This is a genomic window from Microvirga sp. VF16 (assembly GCF_016864375.1).
Lineage (GTDB): Bacteria > Pseudomonadota > Alphaproteobacteria > Rhizobiales > Beijerinckiaceae > Microvirga.
The window spans coordinates 1,184,409-1,201,570 of record NZ_CP069354.1 but is presented as its reverse complement, the minus strand read 5'-3'; the positions used below and the strand labels follow the sequence as shown (position 1 = coordinate 1,201,570).

The following is a 17,162-nucleotide window of genomic DNA, read 5'->3' as shown; positions in this document are numbered from 1 at the left end:
AGGGCGTCGCACCGGCGACGCCCTTTTCCGATTTATTTCGCTTTCGTCTTCGTCTTGACGCCGCTTTCCTCAGCACGGTCGGGGGCCCCTGCGGCCTTCGCCTCGCGACGGCGCGCGTGCAGGATCCATTCGGTGTAGCCGTTCGGCTGCTCCGCGCCCTTGAAGATCAGGTCGCAGGCGGCGTTCCAGGCCGGGCCCTCGAATTTCGGCGCCATCGGACGATAGAGCGGATCGCCCGTATTCTGTCGGTCCACCACCTCGGCCATGCGGCGCAGGGTTTCCATCACCTGGTCCTTCGAGACGATGCTGTGGCGCAGCCAGTTGGCGAGATGCTGGCTCGAAATGCGCAAGGTCGCGCGGTCCTCCATCAGCCCGACATCGTGGATATCCGGCACCTTGGAGCAACCGACGCCCTGATCGATCCAGCGCACCACATAGCCCAGAATGCCCTGGCAATTGTTGTCCAGCTCCTGCTGCACCGCATCCGGCGCCCAGTTCGACTGCGACACCGGAATGGTCAGGATGTCGGAGAGCTTCGCGCGCGGACGCGCCTTCAGATCCTCCTGGCGGACCGGCACGTCGATCTGATGATAATGCAGCGCATGGAGCGTCGCCGCGGTGGGCGACGGCACCCAGGCGGTGTTGGCGCCGGCCTGCGGATGGCCAATCTTCTGCGCCAGCATGTCGGCCATCTTGTCGGGTGCGGCCCACATGCCCTTGCCGATCTGCGCCTTGCCGGGCAGGCCGCAGAGGAGACCCACGTCGACGTTGTTGTCCTCGTAGGCCTTGATCCAGGCGGTCGACTTCATGTCGTTCTTGCGGATCATCGGGCCGGCTTCCATCGAGGTATGGATCTCGTCGCCCGTGCGGTCGAGGAAGCCGGTGTTGATGAACACGATGCGCTCGGATGCCGCCTTGATGCATGCCTTGAGGTTGACGGTGGTGCGCCGCTCCTCGTCCATGATGCCCATCTTGAGCGTGTTGCGGGCAAGGCCCAGCATGTCCTCGACGGCACCGAAGAGATCGTTGGCGAAGGCCACCTCGTCGGGGCCGTGCATCTTGGGCTTCACGATATAAACCGAGCCCGCGCGGCTGTTGCGCAGCTCGCCCTTGCCCTGCAGGTCATGGATGGCGATCAGCGAGGTGACGGCGGCGTCGAGAATGGTCTCGGGGATCTCCTGGCCGCCCTCGTCCAGCACCGCATCGGTGAACATGTGGTGGCCGACATTGCGCACCAGCATGAGGCTGCGCCCGTGCAGCCGCAGCTCGCCGCTGTTCGGCATGGTGTAGACCCGGTCCGGGTTGAGACGGCGCTCGACGGTCTTGCCACCTTTCTCGAAGCTCTCGATGAGGTCGCCCTTCATGAGCCCGAGCCAAGTCCGGTAGACCTGGACCTTGTCCTCGGCATCCACTGCCGCAACCGAATCCTCCAGGTCCATGATGGTGGAAACGGCCGATTCCAGCACCACGTCGGCGATGCCGGCCGGATCCTCGGCGCCGATCGGGTGTGCGCGGTCGATGCGGATGTCCAGGTGCAGGTTGTTGTGGCGCAGCAGCACGGCGGAGGGATTGGCCGCCTCGCCCTGGTAGCCGATGAACTGGGTCGGATCGATCAGGCCGGTCTCGGTGCCGTCCTTAAGCGTGACAAGAAGAGCCCCATCCCGATCGGCGTAAGCGACCGCATCCCGGTGGCTGCCGCCGGCCAGGGGAGCCGCCCGGTCGAGCACCTCGCGGGCGCGCTCGACCACCTTGGCGCCGCGCGCCTTGTTGTAGCCGCCGGAGCGGGTGGCGCCGTCCTCCTCCGGGATGGCATCGGTGCCATAGAGGGCATCGTAGAGGCTGCCCCAGCGGGCATTGGCGGCATTGAGCGCATAGCGGGCGTTGGAGACCGGCACCACGAGCTGGGGTCCGGCGATGCGGGCGATCTCGTCATCCACATGCAGCGTCTGGACCGAAAAGTCCTCCGGCTCGGGCAGCACATAGCCGATGTCGCGCAGGAAGCGCTCGTAATCCGCCTGATCGAAGGCCTTGCCGGCGCGACCGCGGTGATACTCGTCGATCTGCGTCTGGATCTTGTCGCGGACCGCAAGCAGTTCGCGGTCGCGTGCTGCGAACTCTTTGACGAGACCGGCCAGGCCGCTCCAGAAAACAGCACTCGACAGGCCCGTGCCGGCAAGCGCCTCCCGTTCGATGAAATCGTGAAGAACCGGTGCAACCTGGAGGCCGTTCGTCTGGACGCGCGTCATCGTTCCCGCTTTCGGTGTCTAAAGGACCAGCCTTAGCTTAAGGCGCTGCGACTAAAAATGAAGATCGACGCCCTTTCCATGAAAAAAAGGACGAAGGATCGGGCGTGGTCCTATGCTTTGGAAGTAGATCCGGCTCCCCGGATGAAATCTTGCAACAAAAAAGCCGCCTGAGCGGCGGCTGTTTTTGAAGATTTGGTGGAGCCAGGCGGGATCGAACCGCCGACCTCTTGCATGCCATGCAAGCGCTCTCCCAGCTGAGCTATGGCCCCTTGAAATCCGCGGCCTTTGGGGTGCCGCGGCGGTCTCTGTCGAAGCAGAGGCGCTTCTATAGTCGCCTCTGCTTTGAGGTTCAAGCCTCTTCGTCGTCTTCCAGATCGCTGTCGATCAGGTCGGATACGTCGTCGTCGCCCTCCTCCTCGTCCTCGAGGAAGGTGTCATCGTCGGCAACATCGTCACCCACGTCGATATCGTCATCGACCGGGATGTCCTTTTCGTTCTCACCGGCCTCGACCTCGTCGAGGGAGACCATCTCCGGACCGGTCGATTCGAGTTCGGTCTCATCGTCATCGGCGGCGGCGCGGGCCACCACGGGCGCGGCGACGCGGCTCAGGGCCACGGCCTGGAAGACGGTGCCGCATTTCGGGCAGACCGCCGGGTCCTTGTTGAGATCGTAGAATTTTGCGCCGCAGCTCATGCACTGGCGCTTCAAGCCGAGTTCCGGTTTGGCCACGGGTGATTGCCTTTAGGAAGTGAATGGTTGGGAACGCTCCGTTAGTCGTGAGGGAATGGCTTGTCAAATAGGAAATTGCAAGAGGCGTCGGAGCCCTGAGCCAGCTTGCGCGTGACGGCGGCAAAACCCCGTGTTAGGAGCCCGCCCGGATAAGAAGTCTCAAGGAACCCGAGCAAGGAACCGACAATGTCGCACGCGCACGGAACGCCCTCCCCGGTCGCCAGCAGGCCTGGAACGCCCCTGAAGGGGCGCATCCGCGTCCCCGGCGACAAGTCGATTTCCCACCGCTCCATGATCTTCGGGCTGCTCTCCATCGGCGAGACCCGGGTCGAGGGGCTGTTGGAGGGGGACGACGTGCTGCGCACCGCCGAGGCCTGCCGGGCCCTCGGCGCCACCATCACCCGCGAGGCACCCGGCCGGTGGCGAATCGTCGGAGCCGGCATCGGCGGCCTGACAGAACCCAAGGACATTCTTGATTTCGGCAATGCGGGCACCGGCTCTCGCCTCATGATGGGCGTAGCCGGAAGCCACCCGATCACCTCGACCTTCGACGGCGACGCTTCGCTGCGCAAGCGTCCCATGCGCCGGATTCTCGATCCGTTGACGAAGATGGGCGTAAGCGTCGTCAGTGAGGCCGAGGGCGGACGGGTTCCGCTGACCCTGCGTGGCCCGAAGGAGACGATCCCGATCACCTACGAGACCCCGGCGGCCTCGGCCCAGATCAAGTCGGCGATCCTGCTCGCCGGCCTCAACTCCCCCGGCAAAACCACCGTGATCGAGCACGAGGCGACCCGCGACCACACGGAAAGGATGCTGCGCCATTTCGGAGCGAGCGTCGAGATTGCGCCCCACGGCGCCGATGGACGTGCCATCACGCTTCAGGGACAGCCGGAGTTGCGCGGCACCGATATCGTCGTGCCGACCGATCCCTCCTCGGCCGCCTTCCCCCTGGTGGCGGCCCTGATCACCCCTGGTTCCGACGTGGTGCTGGAAGGTGTGATGATGAATCCGCTGAGGACGGGCCTCATTACGACGCTGATCGAGATGGGCGCCTCCATCGAGCGTCTGAACGAGCGCGACGAGGGCGGCGAGACGGTCGCCGACCTGCGCGTCCGCCACAGCAAGCTAACCGGTGTCACGGTTCCGCACGCCCGGGCCCCGGCCATGATCGACGAGTACCCGATCCTGGCCGTCGCGGCCTCCTTCGCCGAAGGCACGACCCGGATGCAGGGGCTCCACGAGCTGCGCGTGAAGGAATCCGACCGCCTCGCCGCTGTCGCGGCTGGTCTCGCGGAGGCCGGCGTCGAGCACGAGATCCAGGGCGACGACCTCCTCGTTCACGGCTCGAGCGGCAAGGTTCGCGGCGGCGGCAATCCGGTGGCGACCCACCTCGACCATCGCATCGCCATGTCGTTCCTGGTCATGGGCCTGGCAACAGATGAGCCGATGACGGTCGATGATGGCGCCATGATCGCGACAAGCTTCCCCTCCTTCATCCCGCTCATGCGCGAGCTTGGCGCCGCGATCCAGGACTGAGCCGCCCCATGATCATCGCCATCGACGGCCCCGCCGCCTCGGGCAAGGGTACCCTGGGCAAGCGCCTCGCCGACCATTACGGCTTCGCCCATCTCGATACCGGCTTGCTCTACCGGGCGGTCGCCCGCGTGCTCATGGATCGGGACATTCCGCTCACCGACCGAGACGCCGCGGCGGAAGTGGCGCAGAACCTGGACGTTTCCCACCTGGAGGACGATTCCCGCCTGCGCGGCGCCGCCATGGGTGAGGCCGCCTCGGTCGTGTCCGCCTATCAGCCTGTCCGCGATGCCCTTCTCGCCTTCCAGCGCCAGTTCGGGGCCCAGGAGCCGGGCGCCGTGCTCGACGGGCGGGATATCGGAACGGTGGTCTGCCCCGATGCGGAGGTGAAGCTCTTCATCACCGCCGCCCCCGAGGAGCGGGCGCGGCGGCGCCACCGGGAGCTGCTGAGCCGGGGCGAGCAGGCGGAATACGAGACCATCCTTGTGGATATCCGCCGCCGCGACGAGCGCGACATGAACCGCAGCACGGCCCCGCTCAAGGCTGCGGCCGATGCCATGACCCTCGATACGACGCATCTGGACGCCGACGGCGCCTTCCTGGCGGCGCTCGATCTCGTGGAGCGCAAGCGCCCGTAGGGCCCTGGTCTTGGCGTGGCCTTGCCTTAGTTTCAGAAGCTGGCACACTTAAAAAACCAATCCGGCTCCCGAAAAGGAGATACCGATGGTTCGTTCCGGCTTCACCCGCCTTGCCGCAGTGCTGGCTTGTCTCTGGGGGATTCTGGCCCTGCCGGCCCAGGCCCAGAGCGAGACGGAGGTCGACCTCGCCCTTGTCGTCGCCGTCGATATCTCCTTCTCCATGGACACGGACGAGCAGGCCCTGCAGCGGGAGGGCTTCGCCCAGGCCTTCCGCTCCAAGCTCGTCCACGACGCCATCCGCGGCGGGATGCTGGGCAAGATTGCCGTGACCTACATGGAATGGGCCGGCTCACCGGACCAGAAGGTGATCGTTCCCTGGACCGTTCTCGACAATTCTGAGAGCCTGATGGCCTTCGCGGACAAGATCGCCTCAACCCCTTTACGCCGTGCGCAGCGAACCTCGATTTCCAGCGCCATCGATTTCAGCGTAAAGCTCCTCGATGAAAGCAGCGTCAGTCCGACGAGGCGGGTCATCGACGTCTCGGGCGACGGCCCCAACAACCAGGGACGGCTCGTGATCGAAGCCCGCGATGCAGCGCTCGCCAAGGGCATCACGATCAACGGTCTGCCGATCATGCTGCGCCAGCCCGGCTATCTCGACATCCCGGACCTCGACATCTATTACAAGGATTGCGTCATCGGCGGCCAGGGCGCGTTCACGGTACCGGTCCGCGAACGCGACCAGTTCATCGAGGCGATCAAGACCAAGATCCTGCTCGAAGTCGCCAACCTGATGCCTCAAGAGTCCCTGTTCAACCGCATTCAGACCACTCCGCGCACCAACTGCATGGCCGGCGAGATGCAGTGGCGTGATCGCTGGAGCAATTGAGCTGTCTCTCCCATGAAGCAAATGACGTTGGCGCTCGTGGCCCACGACGCCAAGAAGGACGACATGGCCGAGTTCGTGGCCAAGTATGAAAACGACCTCCGCCCTTTCGCTCTCTTCGCCACTGGCACGACCGGCGGGCGCGTGATGGAGCGCTGCCCGTCCCTGTCGGTCACACGGTTGAAAAGCGGCCCGCTCGGCGGCGATCAGCAGATCGGCGCGATGATCGCGGAAGGAAAGATCGACGCGCTCTTCTTCTTCGTCGATCCGCTCTCGCCTCATCCGCATGACGTGGACGTGAAGGCCTTGATGCGCCTCGCCCTCGTCTACAACATCCCGATGGCGCTCAATCCCGCGACGGCCGAACGGCTGATCGAGTCGTTCAGGGATTAGGCTTCCCATGATCGTCCGTCCCGAGATGGCCGAGGATGCTCCCGCGATCCGAGCGCTCACTGCAGCAGCGTTCGAGGGCGCGCCCCACAGCAGCGGCACCGAGGCTGCCATCGTCGATGCGTTGCGGGATGCGGGCGCATTGACGCTCTCCCTCGTCGCCGAGACGCAGGGCCGGATCGTCGGCCACGTGGCATTCTCGCCTGTAACGATCAATGGTGAGGCAGGTCGCTGGTTCGGGTTGGGACCCGTTTCGGTCGAGCCTGCGGAACAGCGACGCGGGATCGGCCAGACACTTATTCGAGAGGGGCTGGAGCGCCTCAAGGCCCTGGGTGCGGAAGGCTGCGTGCTACTGGGCGACCCTGCCTATTATCGACGCTTCGGCTTCGTCAGTGATCCCAAGCTGCGCTACGGTGAGGTGCCGCCTGAATACTTCCAGCGGCTGAGTTTCACCGGTAGCGAGCCCGAGGGCGAGGTGGCGTACCATGCCGGATTCGATACTGCCGGGCCGGCATAGAGCATCGTATCATCCGCACGGCTTGAGCCTATGTCCCGCGCGGCTTGGCGCGCCGTGTCGGCGGCGCGGTGAGCGGATCCTCCGGCCAGGGATGTTTCGGATACTGCCCCCGCATGTCGGCCCGCACCGCCGCCCAGGAACCGCGCCAGAAGCCCGGCAGGTCGCGGGTGATCTGGATCGGACGCTGCGCCGGCGAGAGCAGATGCAGGATGAGCGGCACACGCCCGGCCGCGATGGTGGGATGCCTGTCGAGACCGAACAGTTCCTGCACCCGCACAGCCAGGACAGGTCCCTCCTCCGCTCCGTAATCGATCGGGATCTGAGAGCCCGTCGGTACCTCGATATGGGTCGGCGCCTCGGCATCGAGACGGCGCTGCAGGTTCCAGGGCAGAAGGCTGCGCAGCGCCTCGCTCAGGAGGTCAGCTCCGATGTCGTTGAGGCCGCTCCTGCCGACGAGATGTGGCGCGAGCCATTCTTCCGCCGTCCGGCTCAACGCCTCGTCGGACAGGTCCGGCCATTCATCGCCCTCGGCTTTGCGAAGAAACATCACACGCTCGCGCCATTGCGCCAGCGCCTTCGACCACGGCAAGGCATCGAGCCCCAATGACACAAGACCTTCGGCAAGTGCCCGTGCCGCCTCTTCAGTGGCCGGGACTTTCAAGGGACGCTCGTTCAGGAGCAAAGCGCCGAGGCGGCGCACGCCACGCGCGCGCAGCGCCTTTGCCTGACGGTCGAAGGCAATCTCGTCGCGCTGCTCGATTGTCTCACCGAACAGGCCTTCGATCTCATCCGGCGATATGGAGGCCGCAGCCAGAATCCGTGCCGAGGCGGCACCGCCCGCGATCTCGGCGATGGCGAGATAAGGCTCCTTCGCCAGCCTTTCATGCGCTTCGAGCACGGCGCCGCGCCCATTGGCCATGAGATATTCGCCTGTCTTGCCGCGCGCCTTGGCGAGCCTGTCGGGGTAGGCCAGCGTCAGCAGCGCGCCGATGGAATATGGCTCGCTGGTGGATGCGCGGGCACCGCCCTTGGCCCATCCTTCCGCCATGCGCCGCATATCCTGCGCCCGGCCAGACCGATCACGGCGGAAGCGCTCGACGCGCTCGGCGAGATCGACCGCGTCGCCGCCCAGACCGCGCTCGACGAGAACAGCCGCAAGGTCCGCCGCATCGCGCGCCTGTCCGCTCTCTCCCGCAACCATCACTATCCGCGCGAGACGCGGCGGGAGGGGGAGATCGCGCAGGCGGCGGCCCACATCCGTGATGCGTCCCTCGCCATCGAGGGCGCCGAGCTGCTGCAACAGCGCCCGCGCCTCCTTCAGGGCCGGTGCAGGCGGCGGATCGAGGAAGGCGAGCGAGGCCGGATCGGTAACGCCCCAGGCGGCGCAATCGAGCAGCAGGGGCGCGAGATCGGCCGAGAGAATTTCAGGGCGGGCGAAGGGTTCGAGCGCGCCGGTTGCGGCCTCTTCCCAGAGGCGATAGCACACGCCCGGCTCCGTTCTGCCTGCACGGCCCCGGCGCTGATCGGCAGCGGCGCGGGAGACCCGCACCGTTTCGAGACGCGTGAGACCGATATTCGGCTCATAGACAGGCACACGGGAAAGCCCTGAATCGATGACGACGCGCACGCCCTCGATGGTGAGCGAGGTTTCGGCGATGGAGGTGGCGAGCACCACCTTGCGACGTCCGGGTTTCGCAGGACTCACCGCGAGATCCTGTTCGCCCCGCTCCAGCGCACCATAGAGCGGCGCGATATCGACTGCAGGATCGCTGACGCGCTCGCGTAGCATCGTCTCGACCCGGCGGATTTCACCCTGTCCCGGAAGGAAGACGAGAATGGAGCCGCTTTCCGCCCTCAAGCCGCGCGTAACCGCATCCGCCACCTGTTCCTCGATGCGCCTGTTGGGGTCGCGCCCGAGATAGCGGGTCTCGACCGGATAGGCGCGGCCCTCGGATTCGATGACCGGTGCTTCGCTCAACAGCTTGGCGACGCGTGCGCCATCGAGCGTCGCGGACATGACGAGGAGGCGCAGATCCTCCCGCAGTCCCGCCTGTGCATCGAGCGCCAGGGCGAGGCCGAGATCCGCATCGAGGGAGCGTTCGTGAAACTCGTCGAAGAGAACGGCCGCGACACCGTCGAGCGACGGATCGTCCAGGATCATGCGCGCGAAGACGCCCTCGGTCACCACCTCGATCCGCGTCTTGCGGCTGATCTTCGAGCCTAGGCGGACACGCAGGCCCACGGTGTCTCCTACCGCCTCGCCCAGCGTCTGCGCCATGCGCGCCGCCGCCGCCCGCGCCGCCAGACGCCGTGGTTCCAGCACAATGATCTTTCCGCCATTGACCCAGGGCTCGTCGAGCAGCACCAACGGCACACGCGTGGTCTTGCCCGCACCCGGAGGGGCAACCAGCACGGCGTTGGAGCGCACGCGAAGGCTCGCCGTCAGATCGTCAAGGACGGCGTCGATGGGAAGAGAGGTGTCGAAAACCCGCATGCCGCCTGATGGCTCAAGCAGGCGGAGAGAGCAAGTGCACTGCGCTTTCCACATTGTCATTCCCGGCCGGAGCGCAGCGGTGGGGAAGGGAATCCATTGTCACCCGCAATGTGAGAGTGGATCCCCTTCCCGGCCTGTGGCCGCCGGGGATGGCACTAAACCGGAAAGCCATACTCGCGCAGTTCCGCCGCCAAATCGATCGGCTCGGCGCAATGGACCGCGTGCATGCCGACGGCACGGGCCGCCTCCACGTTGGCCTTGGAATCGTCGATGAACACGCAGTCCTCCGCCTTCAGCCCATAGCGGTCGAGCAGGAGGTGGTAGATCGCCGGATCGGGCTTGAGCAGGCGCTCGTCGCCGGACACGATGATGCCGTCGAAGCCGGCCAAGAACGGAAAACGCTGCTGCGACAGAACGAGTTTCGGGCCAGAGAAATTGGTGATGCAGTAATTCGGCACGCCCGCCTCACGCAGGCGCTGCAGCAGGGCCACATGATCCTCGAACACACCGGAGACCGTTTCGTCCCAGCGCTCGTGAAAGGCGCGGATGTGCGGCTCGTGCGTCGGGTGATCCTTGACGAGCAGGGCTACTGCTTCGTCCCAGTCGCGCCCTCGATCCTGCTCCAGGTTCCAATCATGGGTGCAGACATTGGCGAGGAACCACTCCATCTGCTCCTCGTCGTCGAAGATGCGGCGATAGAGATTGCGCGGGTCCCATCGCAGCAGAACGTTGCCGATATCGAACACGACGGTTTTAGGCTGCCCCATGGTCAAGTTGCTTTCCTTCGACTCTCGTCGACGATGTTTAGCCGTCCGGAGGCACCCGCGCCACTCTTAAGGATTAACGGGCTGCCTCCGAAATCCGAGCGACTGGACAGACGTAGATCTGAACCGAGGCTGAAGCTTGGCCGGAGCCGGCTCCCTCGTTATCGAGGGAGCCGATCATTAGGCTTATCCGCCGATGTTGTAGGCTGCGAGTGCTGCCATGTTGACGATGTCGCTGTCGGTCGCGCCGAGGGAGACGATCTGGATTGGCTTGTCGAGCCCCACCACGAGCGGGCCCAGCACCATCGCGCCGCCGAGTTCCTGCAGCATCTTGGTCGAGATGGAGGCCGAGTGGAACGCAGGCATGACGAGCACGTTCGCCGGCTCCCTGAGGCGGCTGAACGGATACTGCGCCATGGCGTCCCGGTTGAGCGCCACATCGGCGGACATCTCGCCGTCATATTCGAAATCGACGCGCATATCGTCGAGAATCTGCACAGCCTCCTGGATCTTCTCGGCGCGCTCCGCTTTCGGATGTCCGAAGGTCGAGAACGAAAGAAGCGCCACGCGCGGCTCATAGCCGAGACGGCGTGCGACACCGGCAGCCTCTATAGCGATCTCGGCGAGTTCCTGTGCGCTCGGCATCTCGTGAATAGCCGTATCCGCCACGAGAACCGTGCGGCCGCGCGCAAGGCAGAGCGACACGCCGATGACCCGATGTCCGGGCTTGGCGTCGATCACGTGGCGCACGTCGGTCAAGGCCGTCGAATAGTTACGCGTCGCGCCTGTCACCATGGCATCGGCATCACCTAGAGCCACCATGGAGGCGGCAAAGTGGTTGCGGTCCTGGTTAATCATGCGCTGGCAGTCGCGGAACAGGTAACCCTTGCGCTGCAGGCGCTCATAAAGGAACTGTGCGTAGGTCGCATTGCGGTGCGACAGGCGCGCATTGTGGATCTCGATGCCCTCGCGGCCTTCGAGTTCGATGCCGGCATGAGTGGCCGTTTCCTGAATGCGATCCTCGCGACCGACGAGAATGGCCTTGCCGAGTCCCTGGTTGACGAAGGACAGGGCGGCGCGGATCACCTGCTCCTCCTCACCTTCTGCGAACACGACGCGCTTCGGGAACTTGCGCACGCGTTCGAAGATGCGGTTGAGCGTGCCGGCCACCGGGTCGCGCCGGGCGGAGAGTTGTGCCTTGTAGGAGCGCATGTCGACGATGGGACGGCGCGCGACGCCCGTATCCATGGCAGCCTTTGCCACCGCCATCGGAATCGTATGGATCAGGCGCGGATCGAAGGGAACGGGAATGATGTATTCGCGCCCGAAGCGGGGCCGCGAGCCCTGATAGGCCGCCGCCACTTCATCGGGAACATCCTCGCGGGCGAGTTCCGCCAGCGCCTGGGCGGCCGCGATCTTCATTTCCATGTTGATCGTCGTTGCCTGAACGTCGAGCGCGCCGCGGAAGATGTAAGGGAAGCCGAGAACGTTATTGACCTGGTTCGGATAATCGGAGCGCCCGGTGGCGATGATCACGTCGTCACGGATACGGGCCACTTCCTCCGGCGTGATTTCCGGGTCGGGATTGGCCATGGCAAAGATGATCGGATTCGGTGCCATCGAGCGGATCATCTCGTCCGTGAAAGCGCCCTTCGCCGAGAGGCCGAACACCGCATCGGCGCCGTTGAGCGCATCCGCCAGCGTGCGGGCACTGGTATCGGCGGCATGGGCCGATTTCCACTGGTTCATGCCCTCGGTGCGGCCCTGGTAGATCACACCCTTGGTATCGCAGAGAATAACATTGTTGGGCGCAAAGCCCATGGCTTTCAGAAGCTCGGTGCAGGCGATGCCGGCGGCGCCCGCGCCGTTCACCACCAGCCTGGTCTTCGCCATGTCGCGACCGGTCAGGTGCAGCGCGTTGATGAGGCCCGCCGCCGCGATGATTGCCGTGCCGTGCTGATCGTCATGAAAGACAGGAATGTCCATCAATTCGCGCAACCGCTCCTCGATGATGAAGCATTCCGGCGCCTTGATGTCCTCGAGGTTGATACCGCCGAAGGACGGCCCGAGATAGCGAACGCAATTGATGAAGGCGTCCGCATCCTCCGTGTCGACCTCGAGGTCGATGGAATCCACGTCCGCGAAGCGCTTGAAGAGAACGGACTTGCCCTCCATCACCGGCTTCGAAGCAAGAGCGCCGAGATTGCCGAGGCCGAGGATCGCGGTCCCGTTCGAGATCACCGCCACCATGTTGGAGCGGGTGGTGTAGTCGAAGGCGCAGGACGGATTTTCTGCGATGGCCAGAACCGGTACCGCGACACCCGGCGAATAGGCCAGCGACAGGTCGCGCTGGGTCGCCATGGGCTTGGTCGGCACGACTTCGAGCTTACCGGGCCTCCCTTGCGCGTGGAACTGCAGCGCCTCCTGATCGGTGAAGGTGGGGCGTTTGCGGCGGATCGGGCGCTGATCGTCGGTCATGAGATATGGTTTCTTTTGATGCGGAGCGTTTCCAAAGGGGGATGCGACCTTAAGGCATAGGTGGCGCCCTCCTCAAGACTTGTCCACATTCTTCCTTCGGACCCTATGACACGGATGAAAGGGTCTCGAGGCTTTGCTACACAGGATGGATGTCGTCCCAAGCTGTCTATAAATCTCCCGAGACCATCGATCCGAGCCCCGCTCCTGCACCCACGCCTCCGCAGGACAGCCGCGTCACGCCCATGATGGCGCAGTATATCGAGATCAAGGCCGCCAATCCGGACAGCCTGCTGTTCTACCGGATGGGCGACTTCTACGAATTGTTCTTCGAGGACGCGGAGATCGCGAGCCAGGCGCTCGGCATCGTGCTGACCAAGCGCGGCAAGCACCAGGGGCAGGACATCCCCATGTGCGGCGTGCCCGTGGAGCGGGCGGACGATTACCTCCAGCGCCTTATCGGTCTCGGCCATCGGGTCGCCGTCTGCGAGCAGACCGAGGACCCGGCGGAGGCCAAGAAGCGCGGTTCCAAATCCGTCGTGCGCCGCGACGTGGTCCGTCTTGTCACTCCCGGCACGATCACCGAGGAGCGCCTGCTGGAACCCGGCTGGGCCAATTACCTTCTCGCCATCGCCCGCCGCCGCGCCTCCGACACGCATTGGTCCTATGGCCTTGCCGCCGTCGACATATCCACAGGGCATTTCGTGCTGAGCGAGACGGACGGCACCGGTCTCTCCGCCGAGATCGCCCGCTTCGAGCCGCGCGAGATCCTGGTGCCGGACGTGATCCATGACGATCCGGACCTCCGGGGCTTCTGGCAGGAGACCCGCGCCTCCATCACGCCGCTCTCCCGCGAGGGGCTCGACCCGGCTTCCGCCGAGCGGCGATTGAAGGATTATTTCGGGGTCGCGACGCTCGATGCCTTTGGCGCCTTTAGCCCAGCCGAGATCACGGCGGCGGGCAGCGCGCTCTTCTACATCGAGAAGACGCAGATCGACAGCCGTCCCACGCTCAACCCGCCCTCCCGCGACACCTCCGCCGCGGCACTCGCCATCGATGCGGCGACCCGTGCCAATCTCGAACTGACCCGCACCCTGTCCGGCGAGCGGGCGGGGAGCCTTCTCGCCACCATCGACTGCACGGTGACGCCGGGCGGCGCACGGCTCCTCGCCGAGCGGCTCGCCGGTCCCCTCACCCATCCGGACCAGATCCGCGACCGGCAGGATTCCGTCACGACGCTCGTCGAGAACAACGACCTGCGCGACCGCCTGCGGCGCATCCTCAAGCGCTCGCCCGATCTGGCGCGGGCGCTGTCGCGTCTCAGCCTCGGACGTGGCGGACCGCGGGACCTGGCCTGCGTGCGTGACGGCCTTTTCGCCGCCCGCGAACTCGGGCTCGAGCTCGCAATCGCTCCCGATCTGCCGAAGGAGCTGTTTGAGGCCGCGCAGGTGCTCCAGGGCCTGCGCACGGATGTGGCGGACCGGCTGGCGGCCGCCCTGGCCGACGAGTTGCCGCTGCTCAAGCGCGATGGCGGCTTCATCCGCGCGGGCTTCGATTCCAATCTCGACGAGCTGCGCGGGCTCCAGCAGGACTCGCGCCGCTTCATCGCGGCGCTCCAGGCGCGCTATGCCACCGAGACCGGCTGCCGCACCTTGCGCGTGAAGCACAACCACATGATCGGCTACTTCGTGGAGGTCCCGCAGAATGTGGGCGAGGACCTCTTGAAGGAGCCCTGGAAAGACACCTTCGTCCATCGCCAGACTATGGCGGGCGCCATGCGCTTTTCGACCATGGAACTCGGCGAGCTCGAATCGAAGATCGCCTCCGCGGCCGACCGGGCGCTGAAGATCGAACTCGCGTTGTTCGACGAGATGGTGCAGGCGCTGCTCGATCTCGCCAGCGACATCGCCGCTGCCGCCGAAGCCATCGCGGTCATCGACGTGACCGCGTCTCTCGCCGATCTCGCCATGCGTCTCGACTGGACGCGGCCTGTCGTCGACACCAATCTCGCCTTTACCATCAAGGGCGGTCGCCATCCGGTGGTCGAGGCGGCGCTCAAGCGCGAGGGCATTCCCTTCATCGCCAATGATTCGGATCTCTCAGGAAAAGATGCGGGCCACATCCTGCTGATCACCGGCCCGAACATGGGCGGTAAATCCACCTATCTGCGTCAGAACGCGCTGATCGTGGTGCTGGCCCAGATGGGCTCCTACGTTCCGGCGAAAGAGGCCCATATCGGCATCGTCGATCGGCTCTTCTCGCGCGTCGGCGCCGCCGACGATCTGGCGCGCGGCCGCTCGACCTTCATGGTCGAGATGGTGGAAACCGCCGCGATCCTCAATCAGGCGACTGCCCGCTCGCTGGTCATCCTCGACGAGATCGGCCGTGGCACCGCGACCTTCGACGGTCTCTCCATCGCCTGGGCGGCCATCGAGCATCTGCACGAAGCCAATTGCTGCCGGGCTCTGTTCGCCACGCATTTTCATGAACTGACGGCGCTCGCCGAGCGGATGAAGCGGATTTCCAACGCGACCTTGAAGGTTACCGAATGGAACGGCGAGGTGGTGTTCCTGCACGAGGTCGTCCCCGGTGCCGCCGACCGTTCCTACGGCCTGCAGGTAGCGCGCCTTGCCGGTCTGCCGGCTCCCGTGGTCGAGCGGGCGAAAACCATCCTGAGCGAACTGGAGAAGTCGGATCGCGAGGCGCCTAAGCGCGCGCTCGTCGACGATCTCCCGCTCTTTGCCGTGCCCGTTCGTGCCGAGCCCGCACCGGCTCCGAAGCGTGACGCCTTGCGGGAAGCGCTCGACGCCATGGATCCCGACGCGATGACGCCGCGGGAGGCGCTCGATGCGCTCTACCGGCTGAAGGCGCAGAAATAGCAGGAAGCGGTCAGGAGATCTGGGAGCTGCGCTCGCGGGAGGCTATGTCGAATGGGACGAATGTGACCGTCCGGGCATCCTCAGGCTCGCGGGGCTGACCAGCCATGAGATAGCTCAAGGCTTCGCGAACGCCGCGCTCCGTGTAAGGCTTTGCGATGACACCCCAGGCTCCTGCGAAATCTTCCGGGATCCGTTTGGCGTTTGCCGTCATGAACAGCACGGTGACCTGATGCTGGGCCGCGAGGATGCGCGCCACGTCGACTCCGGTCGGCCCGTCGGCAAGGTGCACATCGACGAAGGCGAGATCGGGTTTGATATCCTGGCCGAGGGAGAGAGCCTCCTCGGACGAGGTTGCCATCCCGACAACCTCATGACCCAGATCCTGCAGCAGGCTTTCGAGCTCGAGCGCGATCAGGATTTCATCCTCGACGATGAGGATGCGCAACGGCTTCTCGCTACTCAACCTGCGTCTCCTTCGCCTCGATGGGCATCACGATCTCCGCGCGTGTACCTGGCTCCCTATCGTGCCAAGTCAACCGCCCCTTCAACTGATGGACCAACATCGTGATCAGCGTTTTTCCAAAACTGCCCTCAGGCGAGGGAGAATGATCGAGGCCCACGCCATCATCCTCGACGGCGATCATCACGCCGTTCTCGGCCCGTCCGAGCTCGATTGTCAATCGTCCCCGGCGCCCCTTGGGGAAAGCATGCTTAACGGCATTCCCGATGACCTCGTTGAGCAGAAGTGCGAGAGCCGCAGCCTTGGAGGCTGGGACGGACAGGGGCTGGAGATGGAGGGTGAGATCGATCTGCCCGTTCGGCAATGCCGTGATCAGCTCGCCGGCGAGTTCTGTGGTGAACTCCTTCAGGTTGAACCGACTCACATCACCGGCCGTAGAGAGGAGCCGGTGCGCAGCCGAGAGCGCGCTGACCCGCTCAGCAACCTCCTGCAGGACCTTGCGCGCCTCCGGATTCTGCAGACGGCGGGCCTTGAGCAGAACCAGGGAGGTTGTCATCTGGAGGCTGTTCTTGACCCGGTGTTCGACCTCATGGAGAAGCGCCGTCTTCAGGTCGAGGGCGGTTTGAAGATCCCTGGTCCGGCGCCCGACTTCTTCCTCGATCTCGATGCGGTCCTGCTCGGCGGTTTTCTCTGCTCTGACATTGGTCAGCACCAGGGTGACCCACCGAAAGTGACCGGCTTCGTCATGGACGGGTGACATGGAGAGAGAACACCGGAAAGAGGAACCGTCTTTCCGGCAACCGAGAAACTCGGTCTCGAAAGCCTCTCCAGCGTGCATGGCGACATTGATGGCATCCAGAGAGGCCGAACCCGCACCTAGCTTGTGAAGGAAATGCCAGCCCCGGCCCAACACCTCGTCAGGGGGATACCCAGTCAGATCGAGGGAAGCCTCATTGGCGAAAATGACAGGAGCGTGCACCTGATGTGGGTCGACCATCAGGACGGGGATGCGCAGGGACTGGAAGGCTGTCCTGAAAGGGGCCTCCGCGAGGTCTGCCATTCGCTCTGAAGGAGAGAGGCGGGTTTCGGCCAACATTACGATCTCAAGGCGCCACTTGAGATCTCATGGACCCACGATGATTGCTCGCTT

General features: G+C 64.8%; 13 protein-coding genes and 1 tRNA gene. 6 read left to right on the top strand and 8 right to left on the bottom strand.

All coding sequences use genetic code 11. The annotated features are described in order from the left end of the window. Positions 1–32 precede the first annotated feature (32 nt). From JO965_RS05615 to JO965_RS05605, 3 genes are all read right to left on the bottom strand, one after another. Positions 33–2,246, bottom strand: a complete 2,214-nt coding sequence (locus tag JO965_RS05615; protein ID WP_203442718.1) for a malate synthase G — start codon at positions 2,244–2,246, stop codon at positions 33–35. A 193-nt stretch (positions 2,247–2,439) separates the two neighbouring features. Further along, positions 2,440–2,515, bottom strand: a tRNA-Ala gene (locus JO965_RS05610). 80 nt (positions 2,516–2,595) lie between these two features. Then, the gene (locus tag JO965_RS05605; RefSeq protein ID WP_203442717.1) at positions 2,596–2,976 is read right to left on the bottom strand and encodes a TIGR02300 family protein; all 381 of its coding nucleotides are present in this window, start codon (positions 2,974–2,976) and stop codon (positions 2,596–2,598) included. Positions 2,977–3,162: 186 nt separating this feature from the next. On the opposite strand from JO965_RS05605, the gene aroA reads away from it, so the two are divergent. The 5 genes from aroA (at position 3,163) to JO965_RS05580 (ending at position 6,940) form a co-directional block, all read left to right on the top strand. Next, positions 3,163–4,512: a 3-phosphoshikimate 1-carboxyvinyltransferase gene (gene aroA, locus JO965_RS05600; protein WP_203442716.1), complete on the top strand. Its 1,350-nt coding sequence runs from the start codon at positions 3,163–3,165 to the stop codon at positions 4,510–4,512. A gap of 8 nt (positions 4,513–4,520) precedes the next feature. Beyond that, positions 4,521–5,147, top strand: coding sequence for a (d)CMP kinase (gene cmk, locus JO965_RS05595; protein ID WP_203442715.1), 627 nt, complete (start codon positions 4,521–4,523; stop codon positions 5,145–5,147). Positions 5,148–5,232: 85 nt separating this feature from the next. Beyond that, positions 5,233–6,036: a DUF1194 domain-containing protein gene (locus JO965_RS05590; protein WP_203442714.1), complete on the top strand. Its 804-nt coding sequence runs from the start codon at positions 5,233–5,235 to the stop codon at positions 6,034–6,036. 12 nt (positions 6,037–6,048) lie between these two features. After that, on the top strand, positions 6,049–6,426 hold the full coding sequence (locus JO965_RS05585) for a methylglyoxal synthase (RefSeq protein WP_203442713.1): 378 nt from the start codon (positions 6,049–6,051) through the stop codon (positions 6,424–6,426). A gap of 7 nt (positions 6,427–6,433) precedes the next feature. After that, a complete protein-coding gene (locus JO965_RS05580; protein WP_203442712.1) occupies positions 6,434–6,940 on the top strand; it encodes a GNAT family N-acetyltransferase in 507 nt (168 codons plus the stop codon). 28 nt (positions 6,941–6,968) lie between these two features. Here JO965_RS05580 and hrpB read toward each other — a convergent pair whose 3' ends face one another. From hrpB to JO965_RS05565, 3 genes are all read right to left on the bottom strand, one after another. Then, complete coding sequence (gene hrpB, locus JO965_RS05575) at positions 6,969–9,434, bottom strand: ATP-dependent helicase HrpB (protein WP_203442711.1); 2,466 nt, start codon at positions 9,432–9,434, stop codon at positions 6,969–6,971. Between the two features lie 155 nt (positions 9,435–9,589). Continuing rightward, positions 9,590–10,201 carry an HAD family phosphatase gene (locus tag JO965_RS05570; protein ID WP_203442710.1) on the bottom strand — a complete coding sequence of 204 codons (612 nt, stop codon included), beginning with the start codon at positions 10,199–10,201 and terminating at the stop codon, positions 9,590–9,592. Positions 10,202–10,384: 183 nt separating this feature from the next. Beyond that, a complete protein-coding gene (locus JO965_RS05565; RefSeq protein WP_203442709.1) occupies positions 10,385–12,676 on the bottom strand; it encodes an NADP-dependent malic enzyme in 2,292 nt (763 codons plus the stop codon). Positions 12,677–12,825: 149 nt separating this feature from the next. Between JO965_RS05565 and mutS the strand changes: the two genes are divergently transcribed. Continuing rightward, positions 12,826–15,552 carry a DNA mismatch repair protein MutS gene (gene mutS, locus JO965_RS05560; RefSeq protein ID WP_203442708.1) on the top strand — a complete coding sequence of 909 codons (2,727 nt, stop codon included), beginning with the start codon at positions 12,826–12,828 and terminating at the stop codon, positions 15,550–15,552. Between the two features lie 10 nt (positions 15,553–15,562). Here the strand turns inward: mutS and JO965_RS05555 are convergent, their stop codons facing one another. Together JO965_RS05555 and JO965_RS05550 are read right to left on the bottom strand one after the other, a co-directional pair. Continuing rightward, positions 15,563–16,015 carry a response regulator gene (locus JO965_RS05555; RefSeq protein ID WP_203442707.1) on the bottom strand — a complete coding sequence of 151 codons (453 nt, stop codon included), beginning with the start codon at positions 16,013–16,015 and terminating at the stop codon, positions 15,563–15,565. Continuing rightward, entirely contained in the window at positions 16,008–17,108 is a 1,101-nt protein-coding gene (locus tag JO965_RS05550; RefSeq protein ID WP_203442706.1) for a sensor histidine kinase, read from the bottom strand. Before JO965_RS05550 ends, JO965_RS05555 begins: the two co-directional genes overlap by 8 nt. Positions 17,109–17,162 lie beyond the last annotated feature (54 nt).